Source organism: Sediminicola sp. 1XM1-17, assembly GCF_037203765.1.
GTDB lineage: Bacteria > Bacteroidota > Bacteroidia > Flavobacteriales > Flavobacteriaceae > Sediminicola.
Map to the genome: position 1 here is coordinate 254,210 of NZ_JBBCAS010000006.1, position 22,658 is coordinate 276,867.

Here is a 22,658-nt window from a genome sequence, read left to right on the forward strand (position 1 = left end):
CTATGGCATTTGATTTTTTGGTACCTGTAGAGGATAAGGTCCTGGCCCATTGCGAACTGCTTCCACCTCAGGCACTGGGAAAAAATATCTTTAAGCATACGGAGCGCAAAGGTCTGCCCGTGTTGGCCAATGCCACCATCGCAATTTTTGGGGTGCATGAATCCCGTAATGCCTTTGAGAAAAAAATGGAGCGCTTGGACATTTCAGGCCTGCGCCTACAGTTGTACAAGCTCATGATGGGCAATTGGAACACTTCCATCGTTGATCTTGGCGATGTGGAACAAGGGGAAGAGGTAGAGGACACCTATTTTGTGGTCAAGGAAATAGTGGCCGGGCTGATCGAGGAGAATATCATACCTATTGTCATTGGTGCTACCCAAGATCTGACGTATCCTACCTATCGGGCTTTTGATGGCCTAAAAAATATGATCAACCTTGTTGCCATTGACAGCAGGTTCGATTTTGGGGATGCAGAAGAGCTCATATCCTCCAATTCGTATATGAGCAAGATCATTACTGATAAGCCCAACAACCTTTTTAATTTCTCCAATATAGGATATCAAAGTTACTTTAACGCCCAGGAGGAGATAGACCTGATGGAGCGCCTGCTCTTTGACGCCTATCGTCTTGGGGAGATCGCATTTGACGTCTCTTTGGCAGAACCTGTCTTGAGGAATGCGGATATGGTCAGTTTGGATGCCAGAGCCGTAAGGGCGGCAGATATCGGCCTGTCGGATCATTTTTCGCCCAATGGTTTTACCGGAAGGGAAATATGTGCCATAGCGCGTTATGCCGGTATCAGTGACAAGGTAGCCCTATTTGGAATCTATGAAATAGAAAATAGTGTACAGTCATTCCAATTGATGTCACAGATTATTTGGTATTTTATTGAAGGGGTCAATTTTAGGATAAAAGAATCCCCATACCTTGATAAAGAGTCGTTTACCAAGTTTATAGTGCCCACGGACGACGAAGATTTGATATTCTACAAAAGTAATCTTACAGAAAGGTGGTGGGTAGAGGTCCCATCAATTTTAACTTCACATAATAAAACAAACACACCTGCGTTATTACCATGCACAGAAAAGGACTATTTGGAAGCGTGTGACCAAAATATTCCCGAAAGGTGGTTTAAAGCCTATAAGAAAGGCTTCAATTAATCAATATTTTTTTCAAGTATAAACTGTTTTGATACAATAATTTATTTAAAAAGCAGTTTTAGAAAGTAATAAAAGCGTTTGCAGTTTGCATTCTTAAATCGAAATTTAACCTAAAGTATGAAGAAGCTATTGTTGTTATCTATAGCATTTGTTTTTTTACTCGCGAGTTGTGGGTCCAAAACAAAAGGGGAATTAGTTGGAGCCCAAGGTAAAAAATGGTATCCAGAAAAACCTTATGGAATGGAATTGATTCCTAGGGGCGCCTTTACCATGGGTAAGTCAGAAGAAGACATGGCCCAAACCCTGAATGCACCGACCAAGACCGTAACTGTAACCTCCTTTTATATGGACGATACGGAAATTACAAATAGTGAATACCGTCAATTCGTGGATTGGGTAAAAGATTCCATTACCAGAACCAAATTGGCCATCCTTGCCGATGAGTTGGGACTAGGACCAGAAGATGGGGGAATTGGCGACTATGCATTTAAGGATGCCGATACCACTAGAATGTCTGCCTACGAAAAATACATGATGAACAATTATCAGGGTATGGGCGAGACAGGCTATGAAGGTAGGGCTTTGAACAGAGATCAGGATCTGGTTTGGGATATCAATGATTATCCAGATGAATATTATACCGAGATCATGGTAGATTCCATGTACTTGAAAGAGGAGGAATCCTATAACGGTCAACGTATTATAGATGTCAAAAAACTGAAGTACAGCTACAAGTGGATGGATATCGAAGCTGCGGCACGTTCCAAGACCGGTAACAGAAAAGATTTCATCAGACAGGAAATGTTGGAGATCTACCCCGATACCACGGTATGGATCAAAGATTTTGAATACTCTTACAATGAGCCCATGCACAACGATTATTTCTGGCATGATGCTTACAGTGATTATCCTGTAGTAGGGGTATCATGGCAACAGGCAAAAGCCTTTTGTAATTGGAGGACCAAATTTAAGAACGACGACCAAAAGAGCAGGGGCAAGCAATTTGTGAACCAATTCAGGTTGCCTACCGAAGCTGAATGGGAATATGCTGCCAGAGGTGGTATTGAAGGTGGTACTTATCCTTGGGGTGGACCGTACGTGATCAGTGATACGGGATGCTTTATGGCCAACTTTAAACCTCAAAGAGGGGATTATGCTGCAGATAGCGCTTTGTATACAGTAGAGGCAAAGTCCTTTGAGCCAAATGACTTTAACCTGTACAATATGGCCGGTAACGTTGCGGAATGGACCAATTCCAGTTATGATCCAAATTCATATGAGTTTGTATCTACAATGAACCCCAACGCCGTTTCTGCCGAAAACAGAAGAAAAGTGATCCGTGGAGGATCATGGAAAGATGTTGCTTATTTCTTGCAAGTGAGCACCAGGGATTACGAATACCAGGATTCTGCCCGTAGTTATATCGGTTTTAGAACTGTACAAGATTACATGGGAGAACAGGATTCTACCAACTAAACGAAATTCACATAGTGATCAACAATAAACCAAATACTTATTATTACTTAACATTAAACTAAAATTAAATTTACTATTATGGCACAGTCAAAATCAACAAAAAAACTATTTAACATGGCCTACGGGCTTGGAGCATCTATCGTAATTATCGGTGCATTGTTTAAAATCCTACACTGGGAGTTCGGTCCCCTTACAGGAGGTCTTCTTTTGGCAGTAGGTCTTATTACGGAAGCATTAATTTTCGCGATCAGTGCATTTGAACCTATTGAGGAAGAGTACGACTGGTCTCTTGTTTATCCGGAATTGGCTGGTGGTGAAATGACCGCTAGAAAATCAAACGGAGCTGCTGAAATTAAAGATGCTGAAACATCGTTGTCCAAAAAATTGGACGATCTTTTGAAAGAAGCTGGAGTGGATGCAGAATTAATGAACAGCTTGGGTAGCAGCATCAAGAATTTTGAAGGTGCGGCCAAGGGTATTGCTCCTACAGTAGATGCTATGGAGTCTACCAGAAAATATTCTGATGAAATGTCACAGGCAGCAGCCCAAATGGAGTCTTTGAACAGTCTTTACAAGGTTCAGTTGGACAGCGCAAGCAGACAAGCTTCTATCAACGAGGAAGTAGTACAAAATTCCAGTGCCCTTAAAGAGCAAATGGCTTCATTGGCAACAAACCTTTCTTCATTGAACGGAGTTTACGGTGGAATGCTTTCTGCAATGAGTAAAAACTAATTAGCGTACTTAGTTAACCCAAATCAAATTATTAATTAAAACCTAATTAGAAAACATGGCAGGAGGAAAACAATCACCACGTCAGAAAATGGTAAACTTAATGTACCTGGTCTTCATTTGTATGTTGGCCTTGAACATGAGTAAGGAAGTACTTGCAGCTTTCGGTCTTATGAACGAAAAGTTGGAGGCATCCAATACCAAAACAACACAAAATAACCTTGCCTTCTTGAGCGGCTTGGAAACAAAAGCAGGAGAAAACGAAGAAAAATTCGGTCCTCTTTTGGAAGATGCCAAGAAAATAAAGGCTTTGTCACAAGAGTATTTTGATTACTTGGAAAATCTTAAAAAGGAAATGATGAAGGGTGTAGAAGACCCTAAGGATTACCAGGTCATGGACAAGACAGATTATCTTGATCAAAAATTCTTCCAAGGTGACAACCTAGGTAAGGAAGGACAGGAATTCATGAAAAGGATCACGGATTACCGTACCCAAGTTACTGCTGTTTTGCCAGCTAGCATGCAGGATGTAAAAGATGCCGTTAAGACGAGATTTGAAACTGGCGATGACAAAGGCAAGGTAGAGAACAGGGATGGGATCAAAGTAGATTGGTTGAAATATCATTACGAAGGCTTTCCTTTGATCGCTTCTTTGACCAAGATCACTGCCCTTCAGTCCGATATTAAAGCTACAGAGCAAGATGCTTTGAAAGCCATGTTGCAAGGACAGTTGACCAGTGAGGTTTCCATGACCAACTATACTACCTTATTGGAGCAAGAGAAATCTGCATACTACCAAGGAGAGAAGTTCACAGGAAATATTGTATTGGGTCGTAAAGATGCCACTACAAGACCTAACGAAGTTAATTTGACCTTGGATGGTAGAAAATTAAAAGAAGGTCCTGACTATACTATCGAAGATGGTAAAGTGAAGCTTTTGGTAAGCTCAGGTAGTGCTGGAGACCATACCATTAAAGGTAACCTTGTGTTTATGCAAGATGGTGAGCGCACCGAAGTACCGGTCAACTCTACTTTTGCTACCATTACCAAGCCAAATGCCGCAGTGATCTCTGCTGATAAGATGAATGTGGTTTACCGTGGGGTTGCCAATCCCATTACCATATCCATTCCTGGTATTCCAGACAACAACGTAAATGCCAATGCCCCAGGTCTATCAAGATCTAGTGGAAGCAAGTACATCATGAATCCTGGAACAGGTAGAACAGTGACCATCAACGCTTCAGGTAAATTGCCTGATGGACAGGTTGTAGGTTCCAAAACAGAATTCAGGATCAAGGATATTCCAAGACCAGAAGGTTCTATTAGAGGAGAAAGTGGTAGTGTTAAAATGCCAAGGACCAACTTGGAGATCTCTACAGTAGGAGCAATGTTGGATGATTTTGATTTCGACTTGAACCTTGCAGTTAGCGGATTTAAATTTAAAGTGCCAGGTCAGCCAACGGTTAGTGTAGACGGAAACAAGCTTGACGAAAGAGCTAAATCAGCCTTGAAGAGAGCCGGTCGTGGAGATGCGATCCAAATATTTGATATCGAAGCTTATATTACCAACAACAGGAGCTATAAACTTAAGAAAGTTTCTCCAGTAGTAGTTGAGCTTACAAACTAGTAAATTTAAATAAGGCGTCCGGTAGTGGTATGTTGTTCGTATATGTAAAACGGCATACCACTATAGGACAAATTACACCTAGGTGTAATAAATACATAAATTATAAAAAATGAATTGGAAGAATGTTTTATTAATCGGAGCTGTTGCACTGTTACCACTCTCCATGATGGCCCAGGCAAATATTCTGAATGCCAAGATGCCCGATGAGGTAGGTAAGAAAACAGCCGCGCAAAAAGCGAATGACAATGATGCCCCATTGAAATACGGTTATGTGGACGATAGGGATATCCTTTGGTCCAAGACGGTATGGGAGGTCATCGATTTGGATGAGCGTGTTAACTTTCCATTGTACTATCCATTGGATACCATTGGGATCGGTTCTGATAGAAGATCACTGTATGATGTTTTGATGAAGAACATCAAGAGTGGTAAATTGACCGACATCTATGCCGATGCATATTTCACAGAAAAAAGGACCCTTGACGATCTTGGGGCTACCCTTCAGAAGGTAGATACCACAGATTATGGGTACGAGCAGTTGAATGCCGGGGAGCAAATATCTCCTGAATATATCAATAGAAGAAATCTGGTTGCCGCTGATCTTGAAGAATATCTTATTAAAGGTATTTGGTATTTCGATAAGCGTCAGGGAGAATTGAAATACCGTTTGTTGGGTATTGCGCCCGTAGCACCGGATGTGAACTTTATTGATGATGAGTCCATGGATATGGCAGAAGCCAAAGTACCTTTGTTCTGGGTATGGTACCCAAGCGCCAGGGAAATTTTGCACGAAGCCAAGGTATTCAATCAAAGAAACACGGCACAGCCCATATCGTTCGATATGTTGCTCAACGCCCGAAGGTTCAATGCCACTATCTATAAAGAGGATAACGTGCACGGAGACCGTGCCATTAAAGATTACATAGCAGATAATGCACTTTTCCAAGTTCTGGAAGCCCAACGTATAAAAGAGGTGATCAGGGACAGGGAACAAGATATGTGGGCCTATTAGGACCATAAATAAAACTCCAATTCAATACATATTAGAAAAACGCTGCATGTTACATGCGGCGTTTTTTTATTTTTGCAGCATGGTAGATTACTTGGTCGTAGGTTTGGGATTGGCGGGAATATCATTTTGTGAGGTTCTGGAGCAAAACCATACATCCTTTATGGTGATTTCAGACGATTCACAGACCTCCTCCAATGTGGCAGGGGGCTTGTACAATCCTGTAATCCTCAAACGCTTTACCTTGGCTTGGGATGCCAAGGCCCAACTGGATCTCGCCATTCCTTTCTACAATAAGCTGGAGGAGAAGTTGCGGACCCAACTTGATTATAAGCTTTCGGTTTTACGAAGGTTCGCCTCCATAGAAGAACAGAATATGTGGTTCGAGGCAGCAGACAAGCCGCAACTGGCCCATTTTTTATCCACCAAGATCATCGCCAACAAAAACAGTGCTATCGATGCACCTTTCGGATATGGGAAAGTTTTGTACACCGGAAGAATAGCAACCAAAAAATTACTTGCCACCTATAAGAACTACCTGATAGAAAAGGACATGCTCCTTCAGGAAACCTGTCAGTTCAATCAGTTGAACATCGGTCAGGAGCAGGTCACATACAAGGGTATAACTGCCAAACATGTGGTCTTCGCCACAGGGTATGGCCAAAGTGCCAACCCTTTCTTCAGCTACCTGCCCCTAAATGGGACCAAAGGGGAACTGCTCACCATTAAGGCACCCGATCTCAAGGAGGAAAACGTGATCAAGTCCTCTGTTTTTATCATTCCGTTGGGCAATGATCTTTACCGTATTGGCGCTACCTATAAATGGAAGGATAAAACCAATATTCCCACAGAGGAGTCCAGAATGGAATTGTTGGAAAAGCTCAATACTTTTTTAAAGTGTAGCTATGAGGTGGTAGATCATGTTGCAGGTATTAGACCTACTGTGGCGGACAGAAGGCCATTGGTGGGGAGGCACCCGGAATATGAAAATTTATACGCCCTGAACGGGTTTGGATCCAGAGGGGTCATGACCGGACCAAAAACGGCCATGGATCTTTTTGAGTTTATAGAAAATGGAGTCCCCCTGTCCAAGGAGATCGATATTGCCCGTTTTACGAAAAAATATTACGCGGTTAATTCTTAACGGCATCGGGATCGTACTTCATAAAAAGATTGATCCATATGTTTCGGGACAATCTCATGATGACCGGCATAAATACGATCAATGTGGCTACAATGGCAATGAAGGTATTGACCAAGGAGGTTCCCACGATCAAAAAGGCGATGACAAAGGCCGCTACCGCAAAGGCAATACCCACGCCATAACTCACATACATGGCCCCATAAAAAAAAGAAGGTTCTATTTTGTATTTGGTTTGGCAATGGGAACAACGTTCGTTCATTTTCAATAGATGGCCCAAATGGTACGGATTCTGGTCCACGTACATACTTTCTTGATGGCATTTAGGGCAACTTCCTGTTAAAATGCTGTAGAGTTTGTTTCCTTTTTTTAACATTTGCATAAAATTTGTGCAAAAGTACAAATTATTGATTTTCATTTAAGTAACTAGAGTCACAAAACATGCTGAATATACATAATCTATCTGTTTCATTTGCTGGGGAATATTTGTTTGAAGAGATAGCTTTTAGATTAAATGCTGGAGATAGGGTAGGACTTATCGGTAAGAATGGAGCCGGTAAATCCACCATGTTAAAATTGTTGTCCAAAGAATTGGAACCAGATACAGGTGTCATCGCTTCCGATAAGGATATCAAGATAGGTTTTTTGAAGCAGGATATCGACTTTGAATTGGGGAGGTCCGTTTTGGATGAGGCCCAACAGGCATTTCAGGAAATCAAGGAATTGGAACTTAAACTGGACTCCATCAACCATCAGTTGGTAGAGCGAACGGATTATGAGAGCGAGAGCTATAACCAATTGATCATAGACCTCAATGATATTACCCATCACTACGAAATATTGGGAGGATACAACTACCAGGGGGAAACTGAAAAGGTACTACAGGGCCTTGGATTTAAAAGGGAAGATTTTGGCAAGAAGACCGAGACCTTTTCTGGGGGATGGCGGATGCGAATTGAGCTGGCAAAACTTTTGTTACAGAACAATGATGTACTCTTATTGGATGAGCCTACCAACCACTTGGATATAGAATCCATCATCTGGTTAGAGCAATTTTTGAGAAGTTACACCGGAGCCGTGGTCATCGTTTCCCACGATAAGATGTTCCTGGACAATGTGACCAATAGGACCATAGAGATCTCCTTGGGCAGGATCTACGATTATAGCAAGCCCTATTCCGAATATCTGGTCTTGAGAAAAGAGATCAGTGACCAGCAGATGAGTGCCCAAAAGAACCAGGAAAAACAGATTCAGCAGACCGAAAAACTGATCGAAAAGTTCAGGGCCAAGGCTTCCAAGGCATCCATGGCGCAATCCCTGATCAAAAAGTTGGACAAGATTGAGCGCATTGAAGTGGACGAGGATGACAATAGTGTGATGAACCTGCGCTTTCCTGTTTCTGTAACACCGGGGAAGGTAGTGTTGGAAATAGAAAACCTATCCAAGAGCTACGGCAAAAATGAGGTGCTCAAAGAAATTGACCTTTTGGTGGAAAGAGGGAGCAAAACTGCTTTTGTAGGTCAGAATGGACAAGGGAAATCTACCTTGGCAAAAATAATGGTAGGAGAATTGGATCACGAGGGCCATATAAAACTGGGCCATAATGTGCAGATCGGATATTTTGCACAGAACCAGGCCGAATACCTGGACGGGAGCAAGACTGTTTTGGATACCATGATCGATGCGGCCAACGAAACCAATAGGAGCAAGGTAAGGGATATCTTGGGGTCTTTTTTGTTCCGGGGCGATGAGGTAGAAAAATATGTTAGGGTACTTTCCGGAGGGGAACGCAACAGATTGGCCCTGGCGAAAATGTTATTGCAGCCGTTCAACGTGCTTGTCATGGATGAGCCTACCAACCACTTGGATATTAAATCAAAGAATGTGCTCAAGCAAGCGCTCCAGAGTTTCGAGGGTACCCTAATACTAGTTTCCCATGATAGGGATTTCCTGCAGGGACTTACCGGCAACGTATATGAGTTCAAGGACGGTAACATCAGGGAATACCTCGGGGATATCGATTTTTATTTGGAGCAACGAAAAGCACAGGACTTTAGGGCTATTGAGAAAAAGCAGCAGGCCGTAAAAGTCAAGGAAAAAAGCAAGGACAAGGAGGTTACCTTTGAAGACCAGAAAAAAATAAAGTCACTCAAAAATAAATTGAGCAACGCTGAGAGTTCCATAGGGCAATTGGAAAAGGAAATTGCCAATATTGACCATGAACTTCTCATGAACTACGATGCCACCATAGCCCAAAAGAACTTTTTCGACATGTACGAAAAGAAGAAAAAGGAGCTTAAAAAGCTTATGGACCAATGGGAAGAAATAACCATGGATTTGGAAGAAATGACAGAAAAGTCTTAATCGCCAACAATACTTACAACACCACACCACAACTTTTGGCACTTTCACAACAAAAACCGATAGGTCGCTTGTCCTACATCGATTATTTTTGTTGTTAGTCTCTTATTGTACTTTATTTGTAGGACAATTCCTAGGAATGTTCAGACTACAAAAGTTTGAAGTACAATAAAGTATACACTACATGAAACAGGCTTATTTTGTTTTAGTTGTTATGATGCTAATGGGCCCATATGTGATGGGCAATGTTAGTTCCCAGGAAAAGAAAGTTCTTATAGATCTGTATTCCAGTACCCATGGTTCCCAATGGAAGGTGAGATGGGATTTGAATGCCCCTGTTTCTGAATGGTACGGTGTGCGTGTGGAGGATGGTAAAATTGTTTCCCTTAATTTGTTCAATAACAACCTTCAGGGGAACCTGCCAAATTCTTTGGGTAACTTATCATTTCTCGAAGAGTTGAATTTGGCCTTCAATACCCTGCAAGGGGAAATACCGGAGACCATCACCAAATTGAGAAAATTAAAGGTGCTCAGATTGGGAAAGAACCAATTGGAGGGAGAGATACCAGAGGAAATAGGAAATTTGGAGCACTTGTCCGTAATGGATATGTTCGATAATGGCCTGTCGGGCAACTTGCCGCCCAGTATTGGGAAGCTGAAGCAATTGAAGATGCTTTATCTTTCCTACAACGCATTGAGCGGAAGTATTCCAAAAGAATTGGTAAACTTGGAATCACTTGAAAGATTGGAATTGGCAGATAATATGATAGAAGGGGAATTGCCCAATGGGATGGCAGACCTTCCCAATTTAAAGGCTATGACCTTGGCAGAGAATAACTTGTCCGGTAATATTCCGGAGGGGATTTTTACAATGCCAAATCTGCGACTTTTACAGATGCAGAACAATAATTTTGAAGCGATTACTGATCAAATTACAGGTCAGAGAAATACACAACTGGCCCTTTTGGATATGGATAAAAAGGCCGATAGGTATGAAAAGAATGATTTTAAGGATTTGTTTATCCCCAATGCCACGGGTACTGCGGAGACCAAATTCGAAGATGATGATAACTAAACATTGAAATTATGATGTTAAAAACCAAATTTCGTAACGTAAAAATTATCCTCTTATTGGGGGCTTTTGCACTGGTATCCCATTCGGTAGCCTTGGCAGAGGTTGGCCAAGATGATAAGGAGGCTTTAATGTCCCTTTACAATAGCACCAATGGCGCTGAATGGACCAAGACCTGGGACCTAAGTCAACCGGTTTCTACCTGGTATGGCGTGAAGGTGGTCAACGATAAAGTTGTGGAGATCAACTTGTTCCGCAATAATCTACAGGGCGTACTTCCGGAGAGTATCGGTAAACTTACCCATTTGGTACAGTTGAACCTTGCTTTCAATGGTATTTCTGGTGAAATACCGAGAACCATGGTACAACTGAACGAGCTAAAAGTGCTTCGTTTGGAAATGAACCGTATCAAAGGAGAACTTCCGCAGGATATGGGCAAACTAAAGAAATTGGAGGAACTGACAGTGTTCAACAACTTCCTCTCTGGTAACATACCTGCAAGTATTGGGGAAATTACCAACCTTAAGGTGTTGAATATCTCTAGTAACAATCTAAAAGGTGCCATTCCCAATTCTTTGGGCAATCTTTCAAAATTGGAAGTATTGGGTCTTTTTGAAAATACATTGGACGGTTCCATCCCTTCGGAACTTGGAAAATTGGGAAAACTGAAGGAATTGGTTTTGGCCAATAATCAACTAGGGGGTGAAATCCCTATGGAATTTGGCCAGTTGGCAAGTTTGGAAATTCTTCAAATTCAGAACAATAAGTTTAATTCCTTTAAGAGTCTGGAGATGATGGATTCCAAACAATTTTTGGTTTTTGACTACGATAAAAAGAATATTAACCCGAATTTTAAAACGGTCGATTTCAATAATACCAGAATGGCCGATACTAAATTTGAGGATGACAATAATGAATAGTTGATTATAATTTTAGTTAGTTTGGTTAAAAAGGATGCTCTAAGCATCCTTTTTTTATGGGCAGATTTCTTGGTTTTAGGATATCTTTAACTAAATACGCTTAAACTAAAGGGTACTTTTGTTGTCTATACAACAATTATACTATAGCCTTAACTTAATGGATACTAGAAAAATAGTACTGTCCGTCCTTGGATTACTTCTAATTGCCCTATCATTTTATGCGGCCTCTGTCATCATCGCGAACAAGAACACCCAAAAGCCCAAACCTGAAAAAGTTGTTAAAACGGTGTTTGTGCAAACCGTTAAAAACGGAACCGTTCCCATTGTAGTCTCTGCTAACGGTAACCTGGTAGCCCAAAGGAGGGTAGAGCTTTTTTCTGAAGTTCAAGGGGTTTTCAAAACTGGGAGCGTCCTGTTCCGTCCGGGACAAAAGTACAGTGCAGGGCAGACCATTATCAGTATTGATGCACAAGAGTACAATGCCAGTGTGCAATCGTCAAAAAGCAACCTATATAATCTGATTACGTCCATCATGCCAGATCTTCGACTGGATTATCCGGAAGTATTCCCAAAATGGGAAGAATATCTCCGGAATTTCGACATACAGAAAACAACACCACCACTGCCACAAATGGATACCGAAAAGGAACGCTATTTTATTTCTGGGCGGGGGATACTGACCAATTATTACAATGTAAAAAATCAGGAGCAAAGACTGGCAAAATATAGGATCACGGCCCCATTTAACGGAGTGGTTACCGATGCCCTGGTCACTGAAGGCACCTTGGTGCGTTCCGGACAAAAACTGGGGGAGTTTATAGATACCGGTGTCTACGAGTTGGAAGTTGCCGTTAGCAAAAGCTATAGTGATCTCCTGAAGTTGGGTGAAGAGGTAGCATTGGTGAACTTGGACAATAGCAAGAAATACACTGGTAAAGTTGCCAGGATCAATGCCAATATAGATCAGTTGTCCCAAACCATCAGGGCGTATATTGAGGTGCGAAACCCTGAATTAAGGGAAGGGATGTACCTGCAGGCCAATTTGAATACACAGGAAGAGACCGAGGCCATTGAAATAGATAGGAGTCTGCTGTTGGAAGGCGATAAGATTTTTGTGGTTCGGGACACTGTCCTGGATATGATTGATGTAAAACCAATATTTTTTAGCGATAAGAAAGTGGTTCTAAAAGAAGTTCCGGACGGGGCCACCATCTTGTCCAAACCGGTCATAGGAGCGTATGCCGGAATGTTGGTAAAGGTATTGAAGGACATGGCTAATACGGAAGAATAATGAGGGGTCTTATAGCATATTTTATAAAGTACCATGTAGCTGTTAGTGTATTTATCCTGGCGTTCGTTGTTTTTGGAATTGCAGGGGCACTCTCATTGAAGTCGTCCTTCTTTCCATTGTCCGATTCCAAGAACATTGCCATTAATATTACCTATCCCGGTGCTTCGCCACAGGAAGTGGAAGAAGGAATTGTTCTTAAGATTGAGGACAACCTCAAAGGATTGGAAGGCGTGGATAGGGTGACCTCCACCTCCAGGGAGAACAGTGGAACCATCAATGTAGAGATAGAGAAAGGCAGGGATATTGATTTTATGTTGCTCGAAGTCAAAAATGCCGTGGATAGGGTGCCATCCTTTCCAACGGGCATGGAACCCTTGGTTGTTTCCAAACTGGAGGCCGTGCGTCAGACGATCAGTTTTTCGGTCAGTGGTGACAATGTCCCCTTGGCCACATTAAAGCAAATTGGAAGGCAGATAGAGAACGACATTCGGGCCCTTGAAGGCATATCGCAGATCAATATCTCGGGATATCCCCAGGAAGAGATAGAGATTGCGGTGAACGAGAATAGCCTTCTCGCTTATAACTTATCCTTTAGTGAGGTTTCCCAAGCTGTGGCCAATGCCAATATTTTGGTGACTGGGGGAAATATTAAGACAGATGCGGAAGAATATTTGATCCGGGCCAATAACAGGTCCTATTACGGTGATGAGATCTCCAACCTTATTGTCAGGGCAGATGCCTCGGGACAGACTATTAGGTTAAAGGATGTTGCCATTATCAGGGATAGGTTCTCAGAAACCCCCAATACGTCCTATTTCAACGGTAATCTGGCCGTGAATGTCAGTATTACGAGCACCAATACCGAAGATTTGATCTCTGCGGCCGAGCAGGTAAAGGAATATGTAGCGGATTTTAACCAAAAATACAATAATGTACAGGCCAATGTGGTCAGTGACCAGTCCGTCACCTTGACCCAAAGGACACAATTGCTGACCGAAAACGCTATCATGGGGATGATCTTGGTATTGATTTTCCTGTCCTTATTTTTGAATACAAGACTGGCTTTTTGGGTGGCTTTTGGTCTGCCCATTTCCTTTTTGGGGATGTTCATCTTTGCCGGCTTTTTCGATGTGACCATAAATGTACTCTCCTTGTTCGGAATGATTATCGTAATTGGTATTCTGGTGGATGACGGAATTGTTATAGCGGAAAATATCTATCAACATTACGAGAGGGGCAAGAGTCCCATACAAGCGGCCATAGACGGTACCATGGAGGTGATTCCTCCCATAGTCTCGGCTATTATTACAACCATTCTTGCTTTTTCTATCTTCTTGTTTTTGGACGGGAGGATTGGGGAATTCTTTAGTGAGGTGTCCGTAATAGTCATCCTCACACTTGTGGTGTCCCTTGTGGAAGCCCTGATTATTTTGCCGGCCCATTTGGCACATTCCAAAGCGTTGCAGCCACTGGATGATAAACCCAAAAAAGGTATAGCCAAAGTATTCTCCAAACTAAGAGTAATCAATGACTATGGTGATAAAATGATGGTCTGGATGCGGGACAATATGTACGGACCTTCCCTAAAATTCGCTCTAAAACACAAAATTCTGACCTTTTCATTTTTTGTTGTGGCCTTGGTCCTTACCCTTGGATCTGTAGGTGGTGGTATCATAAGAACGGCGTTTTTCCCGTCTATTGCCAGTGATAGGGTACAGGTATCCCTGTTGATGCCCAATGGCACCAATGAAAAGATTACGGATTCTATTATAAGCCTGATAGAAGAAAAAGCAGAAATAGTCAACAAGGAACTTACGGAAACCTATTTACAGGGGACCGACAAGGTGCTTTTTGAAAACATGATCAGAACGGTAGGTCCAGGATCTTCCGCGGCCAACTTGGTCATCAACCTACTTCCAGGAGAGGAAAGACCGGACGAAATACGTTCCAATATGGTGACCAGTAGGTTACAGGAACTGGTTGGACCCGTGGTGGGGGTTGAGAGCCTCATTTATGGATCGGGAGGTAACTTTGGGGGCGACCCTGTTTCCGTATCCCTTATGGGCAACAACATTCAGGAACTGAAAGCTGCCAAAAAGGATTTGAAAACGGCCTTGGAAAACAATGCCCTTTTAAAGGATGTTGCCGATAACGATCCTGCTGGGATCAAGGAAATAAGGTTAGAGCTCAAAGAGAATGCCTATTTATTGGGGCTCGATCTCAGGACGGTGATGAACCAGGTAAGGGCCGGATTTTTTGGTACCCAAGCACAGCGATTCCAAAGGGGACAGGATGAAATTAGGGTATGGGTACGATATGACCGACAGGACAGGTCCTCCATTACAGATCTTGATGAGATGCGTATTGCCACTCCATCCGGGAACAAAGTGCCATTAAAGGAAATTGCCACGTATACCATTGAAAGGGGAGATGTGGCCATCAACCACTTGGATGGACGAAGGGAAATCCAAATCTCGGCCGACCTTAAAGATGACAAGACTACCAGTGCAACGGATATCATGACCGATATCCAGACGCAGGTCATGCCAGAGATCCAATCAAAATATCCAACGGTATCGGCCTCCTATGAAGGACAGAATAGAGAAGCCGGCAAATTGCTGGGTTCTTTGAAATCTGCCGGTCTAACGGTACTATTATTGATCTATATTACCATTGCATTCACGTTTAGAAGCTTTAGCCAACCTTTAATGCTCATTTTGCTGGTGCCTTTTAGTTTAACGGCTGTAGCTTGGGGCCATTGGTTCCATGATTTTCCCATAAATATTTTATCCATGTTGGGAATAATAGCGCTGATAGGAATTATGGTGAACGATGGATTGGTGCTCATTGGTAAGTTCAATACCAACCTCAGGGAAGGGATGAAATTTGATGATGCTATTTTTGAAGCCGGTAAATCCAGGTTTAGGGCCATATTTCTTACATCCATTACCACCATCGCCGGTTTGGCACCCTTGCTATTGGAAAAGAGCAGGCAGGCACAGTTCTTAAAGCCCATGGCCATTTCAATTGCCTACGGTATTGCCTTTGCTACTGTGCTGACCTTGTTGATGTTGCCTCTTTTCTTGGCATTCAGCAATAGGTTCAAGGTAAGTTCCAAATGGCTGGCCACAGGGGTACCGGTAACCAAAGAGGAAGTAGAAAGAGCCATTAAAGAGCAGGATGAGGAGCGGCATATGCAGGGAAATCACCATCAGAAAGAAAATATTATTCATTCCAACGGTAGTATGGAAGAAAACACCGAAAAGAGTATATAGGTCCATGAAGAAATTTTATCTACTGTTAATAATTACGGCTTTTTACGGGAAGGAAATGGTCGCCCAAGAGAATCTATTGTCCAAGGAGGAGGCCGTGGTCAAGACCCTTGAAAACAATTTCAATATAGTGGTGGCCAAGAACAATGTTGAAATTGCAGAGAACAATACCGGGATTCTCAACTCTGGTTATTTGCCCTCCGTTACAGGAACGGCAGGTGCAACCTATAATAGGAACAATACCAATACAGAATTTCCGGGTCAATTTTTGGAAGATGGGAGTCCTAGACCGGATATAGACGTGGACAAGGCAGAAAGTCAGCGCTACAATTCGGCTATCAATGTAAATTATACCCTATTTGATGGGCTTGGGAGGTTCTATAATTACAAACGGTTAAAGGAACAGTACCAATTGAGTGAACTTCAGGCAAGGGAGACCATAGAAAACACCATCCTACAATTGTTCAGTGTTTATTTTGAAATTGCCAGGCTTACAGAAAACCAAAGAGTGCTGCAACAGGCTCTGGAAATCTCTCAGGATAGGATTAAAAGGGCGGAGTACTCTTTTGATTATGGACAGAATACCCAACTGGATATTTTGAATGCCCAAGTGGATGTAACCAATGACAGTATCAACCTGTTGAACACCAATCAGAATTTGGCCAATGCCAAAAGGGATCTGAACGTGATCCTGAACCAAGATCTGAACAATAGGTTTCAGGTGGATACCGTGATACGGTTTATTCCGAGATTACAATTGGAAGAGTTTGTAACGCTTGCCAAAAACAATAACGTGGCCGTGTTGCAGTCCGAACGAAGCCTGGCCATCAACGATTACGATATCAAGGTAAGCAGATCTGGATATTTGCCTACCATTGGTTTGACAGGTACCTATGGGTGGAACCGTAACCAGAGTGCCCCATCGGCCTTTTTATCTGGGGCCATCTTTCCGGGAATCAATTCCACTACGGATAATATAGCCTTGGGAGCCAGTCTGACCTGGAACCTTTTTGATGGGGGAGGAACCACGGTAAGGGTCAAAAATGCAAAAATTGCCTATGCCAATCAGGAGTTGATCAAAAAACAAATTGAGCTGGAGGTGAACAGGGATATATTGAACGCTCTGGCCATTTATGAGAACAGGTTGAACATTTACCAGATACAGGAGCAAAATGTGTTGACCAACCAAAATAACTTTGAGCGCTCTGAGGAACAGTTTAAATTGGGGCGAATTACCTCCATTGAATTCCGTCAGGCACAGATCAATCTGCTCAATGCGCAGACCAATAAAAACCTCGCCAAGTATGACGCCAAGCTGGCAGAATTGCAGTTGCTTCAATTGACGGGTCAGTTATTGAACGTAGAACTATAGCTATGTTTGAACATTTCTTTCAATGCCCCTATTGTTGGGAAGAAATTTCCATGTTGTTGGATACTTCCATTTCCAAACAGACCTACGTGGAAGATTGTGAGGTATGTTGTAACCCAATAGAGGTAACGCCCATGTTTCAGGACCACGAACTCATAGGTTTTGAAGCGGACAGTTTGGAACAGTAAACGAATAAAAAAAGCGCCATGAAACCATGGCGCTTTTTATTTGTTTCTTGAATTGGAGCCTACTGTATTGCATTGATGTTGCCCCCAACAAATTTTGTTTCTTTAATTTCTTTGGGGTTGCCATAAATATTTATGGTGCCTCCGGCTCTTACCGTAGCGTCCACAATATCAGAGGCATTTACATTGGCAGTGCCCCCTGCGTTTACAGATACCTCTGTCTGTTCTGTTTTTAGACTCTCGTTATTGACAGTTCCACCTGTATTCACAGAAATATCCTGAATCTTTGAGATCCCTGACAAGGAAATTATTCCTCCGGTGGTCGACTTTACATCCACCTTATCGGCTTCAACCTGTAGTTTGAGTTCGCCACCCTCCTGTGCACGCAATTCCAAGCTTACGGATCGGAGCTGTTCATCGGAAATGATCTTTGCCTTTTCGTTTACATCCAGAACAACCAAATTTTCGGTATGGTACAACATAACCGTGGTATTATGTCCGTCCAAAAAGTTGTCCAATTCCATGCGTACTTTCAATTTCCCGGATTTATTTACAAATTCCACTTCGCTCTTATCCTCCCCGGTGATTACTGCTTTGTTTACATCACTGCGGATCAATTTTACCGTAATGCCGTCATAGGCCTTTACCTCATAAAATTTGGATAGTTCGTGGGTCACTTCCTTTTGTGCTGAAATGTTCCATGATAGTAATGTGAAGGCGATAAGTGCCAGTGTTGTTCTCATAGGTAATGGTATTAATGATTAAGTTATACTATATACGGTTTTAACTGGCCTAGGGCCTACGGCAAAGGTCATATTTAAATGGAAGTACAGCGTTCTCAATCCGATCTAAAAGGAACTTTTTCAAAGCAGTTGTCCTGGCCCGGATTATAAAAATCAACGGACTTAAATAATTTGATATTCTTTCAATAAAACGATTCATGAAAAATGTTGATTGCTACCTGTTAAATCTCTATTTTTAGAATATCGTAAAAGAAATTCGGTATCTCTTTTTATGGAGAACCGAATCGTATGGTGCTATTTTAATCAAAAAAAACCAAACAGCAGATGACAGATAAACAGGCCAAGGCCAATGCCTATTGGAGGGAAAATGTACGGTATTTGTTGATTTTGTTGTCCATTTGGTTTTTAGTCTCCTATGGTGCTGGAATCTTGTTCAAGGATTTCTTGGATACCATAAAAATAGGAGGCTTTAAGCTAGGCTTTTGGTTTGCCCAGCAGGGTTCTATTTATGTGTTTGTCATCCTCATTTTTGTATATGTTAGGCTAATGAACAAACTGGACAAAAAATATGGGTACAATGAATAGGAATAGTATCATTTATAACCCTTGCATCATATGAGTGTGCAATTATGGACCTACATTATTGTGGGATTGACCTTTGCACTGTATATAGGCATTGCCATATGGTCTAGGGCAGGATCTACCAAGGAGTTTTACGTTGCAGGTGGCAATGTCTCCCCATTGGCCAATGGGATGGCCACAGCGGCAGATTGGATGTCCGCGGCCTCCTTTATATCCATGGCGGGTATTATTGCGTTTGCCGGATATGACGGCTCTGTATATCTTATGGGGTGGACGGGCGGATACGTGTTATTGGCCTTATTATTGGCCCCATATCTGAGGAAATTTGGAAAGTTTACGGTGCCCGATTTTATCGGGGAACGTTACTATTCCAAAACAGCACGGATCGTCGCCGTAATATGCGCCCTAATCGTATCCTTTACCTATGTGGCCGGACAAATGCGGGGGGTAGGCGTGGTGTTTTCCAGATTTTTACAGGTTGATATTACCACAGGAGTCCTCATAGGGATGGTTATAGTGCTCTTTTATGCTGTCCTGGGCGGTATGAAGGGGATTACCTATACGCAGGTGGCCCAATACTGCGTGCTCATCTTTGCCTTTATGGTTCCTGCCATTTTCATATCCATTCAAATGACGGGAAATCCTATTCCCCAATTGGGAATGGGCTCAACCATCAATGATGGATCTGGGATGTACCTGTTGGAGAAATTGGACGGACTCTCCACCGAGCTCGGTTTTGCAGAGTATATGGACGGCTCCAAATCTATCGTGGATGTATTTGCCATCACCTTGGCCCTTATGGTAGGTACGGCTGGACTGCCCCATGTGATCGTTCGGTTCTTTACGGTTAAAAGGGTAAGGGACGCCCGTAAATCTGCCGGGTGGGCCCTATTGCTCATCGCCATTTTATATACGACCGCTCCTGCGGTATCGGTATTTGCCAAAACAAACCTTATCAATACCGTTAGTGGCCAAGCGTATGCCGCCATGCCCACGTGGTTTAAAAACTGGGAAGAAACAGGGCTTCTTGTATTTGATGACAAGAACCAGGATGGAAAAATACAATATGTGGCCAGTAAAAAAGATAACGAGCTCACTATAGATAACGATATTATGGTACTGGCCAATCCAGAGATTGCTGATCTACCTGCCTGGGTCATTGCCCTTGTTGCAGCCGGAGGTTTGGCAGCAGCGCTCTCCACAGCAGCTGGATTGTTGTTGGTGATCTCCTCGTCCGTATCCCATGATCTTATCAAGAGTATTTTTAAGCCCAATATCTCGGAAATGGGCGAGCTATGGGCCGCTAGGATTTCTGCGACCGTTGCGGTGGTCATAGCAGGCTATTTTGGGATCAATCCACCTGGGTTTGTGGCGGCAGTGGTTGCCCTTGCCTTTGGTCTGGCGGCAGCTTCTTTTTTTCCTGCCATAGTTTTGGGAATTTTTTATAAAAAAATGAGTAAAGAAGGGGCCATAGCTGGAATGATCGTAGGGATTTCCTTGATGCTTTTTTATATGTTGAAATTCAAATTTGGACTTTTTGATGGCGGTAAAGAGGCCGTAGCCGGACTTTCCAAGGACTGGTGGTTTGGAATTTCCCCGGAAGGCTTTGGTAGCATCGCTATGATCGTTAACTTTATGGTAGCCATATTGGTCAACCTATTTACGCCAGATCCCCCAGAACAAGTGCAAGAAATCGTTGAGGATATCCGTATTCCCAGTGGAGCGGGAAATGCGGCCGTCCACTAAATTAAAACTAGTAATACAAGCAGTATCTAAGCATGAGCAATTACCATATAAAGCATTTAGAAGAGTATTTTCAGGTATACCGCAAATCGGTAAGGGATCCAGAAAGTTTTTGGGAAGAAGTGGCCGAAGAACATTTTTTATGGCGCAAAAGATGGGACAAGGTTCTGAGTTGGGATTTCACCAAACCTGAGGTACAATGGTTTGAGGGTGCACAACTCAATATCACGGAGAACTGTATCGATAGGCACTTGCCAACCAGAGGATCCAAAACGGCCATTATTTTTGAACCTAATAACCCGGATGAGGAGGCGGAGCATATCACCTACAGGCAATTGCATGAACGTGTCTGCGAATTTGCCAATGTGCTCAAGGATGAGGGCATAAAAAAAGGGGATAGGGTATGTATCTATTTGCCGATGATACCCGAACTGGCCATTTCACTTCTGGCATGTGCCCGTATTGGGGCCATCCATTCAGTGGTATTTGCGGGTTTTTCATCTACCGCCCTTTCCACTAGGATCAATGATAGTGATTGTAAAATGGTAATTACTTCCGACGGCTCTTACCGCGGGGGAAAAGAAATAGATCTCAAAGGGATCGTGGACGAAGCACTTCAAGACTGTCCCGGAGTAAAAACCGTTTTGGTGGCCAAAAGGATACATTCCAAGATTAATATGAAGGAGGGCAGGGACAAATGGTTACAACCCTTGTTGGACGAGGCTTATAACGACTGTGTTCCAGAGATCATGGATGCAGAAGACCCTCTGTTCATTTTGTATACCTCTGGATCTACTGGTAAGCCCAAGGGCATGCTCCATACCACCGCAGGCTATATGGTTTATACGGCCTATACTTTCAAGAACGTTTTTCAATATAGGGAGAAGGACGTCTACTGGTGTACCGCCGATATTGGCTGGATCACCGGCCACAGTTATATTGTCTATGGTCCATTGGCCAATGGGGCAACCACCGTCCTTTTTGAAGGGGTTCCGAGTTATCCCGACTTCGGTCGTTTTTGGGAGATCATAGAAAAACATAAGGTGAGTCAGTTCTATACGGCTCCAACTGCTATCCGAGCTTTGGCCAAAGAGAGTTTGGACCATGTTGAAAAGCACGATCTTTCCTCGATCAAAGTTCTGGGAACCGTAGGGGAACCCATTAATGAGGAGGCATGGCATTGGTACAACGTGAATGTAGGAAAAAAGAAAAGTCCAATTGTGGACACCTGGTGGCAAACCGAAACTGGGGGGATCATGATCTCGCCCATCCCTTATGCCACCCCAACGATTCCTACCTATGCCACCTTGCCATTGCCTGGCGTACAATTGGCCCTAATGGACGAGAATGGGCAGGAAATTAAAGGCAATCAGGTAGATGGCAGGCTCTGTATCAAATTCCCATGGCCTTCCATGGCCCGTACTATCTGGGGAAACCATCAGCGGTATAAGGATACTTATTTTTCAGCATTTGAGAACAAGTATTTTACCGGGGACGGGGCCTTGAGGGATGAGGTAGGGTATTACCGGATCACCGGTAGGGTAGATGATGTGATCATCGTTTCTGGCCATAACTTGGGAACAGCACCCATTGAAGACGCTATCAATGAACACCCGGCCGTAGCTGAATCTGCCATTGTAGGTTTTCCCCATGAAATCAAGGGAAGTGCATTGTACGGATACGTGATCCTAAAGGTCACCGGAGAATCCCGAGACCAGAACAACCTGAGAAAAGAGATCAACCAGATTATTACCGAACAGATTGGCCCCATCGCAAAATTGGATAAGATCCAATTTACCAGCGGGCTGCCAAAAACCCGATCAGGGAAGATCATGAGACGGATCTTACGGAAGATAGCCTGTGGCGAGATGGATAATTTGGGGGATACCTCCACACTGTTGAACCCGGAAGTGGTCCAAGAAATCATTGAACATAAATTATAGGGGTTTTGCGCCCTATATGCCAAATAAAAAGGCCT

18 protein-coding genes are annotated in these 22,658 nt (G+C 42.9%); 16 read left to right on the forward strand and 2 right to left on the reverse strand.

What is annotated here, in order from left to right; translation table 11 throughout:
• Positions 1 to 2 precede the first annotated feature (2 nt).
• The 6 genes from WAA86_RS11050 to WAA86_RS11075 all read left to right on the forward strand — a co-directional run bounded on the left by WAA86_RS11050 (position 3) and on the right by WAA86_RS11075 (position 7,145).
• On the forward strand, positions 3 to 1,160 hold the full coding sequence (locus tag WAA86_RS11050; RefSeq protein WP_337301066.1) for a formimidoylglutamase: 1,158 nt from the start codon (positions 3 to 5) through the stop codon (positions 1,158 to 1,160).
• Positions 1,161 to 1,277: 117 nt separating this feature from the next.
• Complete coding sequence (porK, locus tag WAA86_RS11055; protein WP_337301067.1) at positions 1,278 to 2,636, forward strand: type IX secretion system lipoprotein PorK/GldK; 1,359 nt, start codon at positions 1,278 to 1,280, stop codon at positions 2,634 to 2,636.
• Between the two features lie 78 nt (positions 2,637 to 2,714).
• The gene (gene porL, locus WAA86_RS11060; protein WP_337301068.1) at positions 2,715 to 3,368 is read left to right on the forward strand and encodes a type IX secretion system motor protein PorL/GldL; all 654 of its coding nucleotides are present in this window, start codon (positions 2,715 to 2,717) and stop codon (positions 3,366 to 3,368) included.
• Positions 3,369 to 3,423: 55 nt separating this feature from the next.
• On the forward strand, positions 3,424 to 4,992 hold the full coding sequence (porM, locus tag WAA86_RS11065; protein WP_337301069.1) for a type IX secretion system motor protein PorM/GldM: 1,569 nt from the start codon (positions 3,424 to 3,426) through the stop codon (positions 4,990 to 4,992).
• 109 nt (positions 4,993 to 5,101) lie between these two features.
• Entirely contained in the window at positions 5,102 to 6,004 is a 903-nt protein-coding gene (porN, locus tag WAA86_RS11070) for a type IX secretion system ring protein PorN/GldN (RefSeq protein ID WP_337301070.1), read from the forward strand.
• Between the two features lie 79 nt (positions 6,005 to 6,083).
• Positions 6,084 to 7,145, forward strand: a complete 1,062-nt coding sequence (locus WAA86_RS11075; protein ID WP_337301071.1) for an NAD(P)/FAD-dependent oxidoreductase — start codon at positions 6,084 to 6,086, stop codon at positions 7,143 to 7,145.
• Here the strand turns inward: WAA86_RS11075 and WAA86_RS11080 are convergent.
• Positions 7,135 to 7,518, reverse strand: a complete 384-nt coding sequence (locus tag WAA86_RS11080; RefSeq protein ID WP_337301072.1) for a DUF983 domain-containing protein — start codon at positions 7,516 to 7,518, stop codon at positions 7,135 to 7,137. The genes WAA86_RS11075 and WAA86_RS11080 overlap by 11 nt on opposite strands.
• A 65-nt stretch (positions 7,519 to 7,583) precedes the next feature.
• On the opposite strand from WAA86_RS11080, the gene WAA86_RS11085 reads away from it, so the two are divergent.
• The 7 genes from WAA86_RS11085 to WAA86_RS11115 all read left to right on the forward strand — a co-directional run bounded on the left by WAA86_RS11085 (position 7,584) and on the right by WAA86_RS11115 (position 17,615).
• The gene (locus WAA86_RS11085) at positions 7,584 to 9,506 is read left to right on the forward strand and encodes an ABC-F family ATP-binding cassette domain-containing protein (protein WP_337301073.1); all 1,923 of its coding nucleotides are present in this window, start codon (positions 7,584 to 7,586) and stop codon (positions 9,504 to 9,506) included.
• Positions 9,507 to 9,687: 181 nt separating this feature from the next.
• The gene (locus tag WAA86_RS11090; RefSeq protein ID WP_337301074.1) at positions 9,688 to 10,578 is read left to right on the forward strand and encodes a leucine-rich repeat domain-containing protein; all 891 of its coding nucleotides are present in this window, start codon (positions 9,688 to 9,690) and stop codon (positions 10,576 to 10,578) included.
• 11 nt (positions 10,579 to 10,589) lie between these two features.
• Complete coding sequence (locus WAA86_RS11095; protein ID WP_337301075.1) at positions 10,590 to 11,495, forward strand: leucine-rich repeat domain-containing protein; 906 nt, start codon at positions 10,590 to 10,592, stop codon at positions 11,493 to 11,495.
• Positions 11,496 to 11,652: 157 nt separating this feature from the next.
• Positions 11,653 to 12,786, forward strand: coding sequence for an efflux RND transporter periplasmic adaptor subunit (locus WAA86_RS11100; protein ID WP_337301076.1), 1,134 nt, complete (start codon positions 11,653 to 11,655; stop codon positions 12,784 to 12,786).
• Positions 12,786 to 16,061: an efflux RND transporter permease subunit gene (locus WAA86_RS11105; protein ID WP_337301077.1), complete on the forward strand. Its 3,276-nt coding sequence runs from the start codon at positions 12,786 to 12,788 to the stop codon at positions 16,059 to 16,061. The genes WAA86_RS11100 and WAA86_RS11105 overlap by 1 nt, the downstream gene beginning before the upstream one ends.
• Positions 16,062 to 16,065: 4 nt before the next feature.
• Positions 16,066 to 17,430 (forward strand): TolC family protein, encoded by a 1,365-nt coding sequence (locus WAA86_RS11110; protein WP_337301078.1) that lies wholly within the window; start codon positions 16,066 to 16,068, stop codon positions 17,428 to 17,430.
• 2 nt (positions 17,431 to 17,432) lie between these two features.
• Complete coding sequence (locus WAA86_RS11115; protein WP_337301079.1) at positions 17,433 to 17,615, forward strand: CPXCG motif-containing cysteine-rich protein; 183 nt, start codon at positions 17,433 to 17,435, stop codon at positions 17,613 to 17,615.
• Between the two features lie 59 nt (positions 17,616 to 17,674).
• On the opposite strand, the gene WAA86_RS11120 is transcribed toward WAA86_RS11115, so the two are convergent.
• Complete coding sequence (locus tag WAA86_RS11120) at positions 17,675 to 18,355, reverse strand: head GIN domain-containing protein (RefSeq protein WP_337301080.1); 681 nt, start codon at positions 18,353 to 18,355, stop codon at positions 17,675 to 17,677.
• A gap of 324 nt (positions 18,356 to 18,679) precedes the next feature.
• Between WAA86_RS11120 and WAA86_RS11125 the strand changes: the two genes are divergently transcribed.
• The 3 genes from WAA86_RS11125 to acs are packed head-to-tail and all read left to right on the forward strand — an operon-like array spanning position 18,680 to position 22,623.
• Positions 18,680 to 18,940: a DUF4212 domain-containing protein gene (locus WAA86_RS11125; RefSeq protein ID WP_337301081.1), complete on the forward strand. Its 261-nt coding sequence runs from the start codon at positions 18,680 to 18,682 to the stop codon at positions 18,938 to 18,940.
• A gap of 30 nt (positions 18,941 to 18,970) precedes the next feature.
• Positions 18,971 to 20,683, forward strand: coding sequence for a sodium:solute symporter family protein (locus WAA86_RS11130; RefSeq protein WP_337301082.1), 1,713 nt, complete (start codon positions 18,971 to 18,973; stop codon positions 20,681 to 20,683).
• 32 nt (positions 20,684 to 20,715) lie between these two features.
• Positions 20,716 to 22,623 carry an acetate--CoA ligase gene (gene acs, locus WAA86_RS11135; protein WP_337301083.1) on the forward strand — a complete coding sequence of 636 codons (1,908 nt, stop codon included), beginning with the start codon at positions 20,716 to 20,718 and terminating at the stop codon, positions 22,621 to 22,623.
• Positions 22,624 to 22,658: the final 35 nt, after the last annotated feature.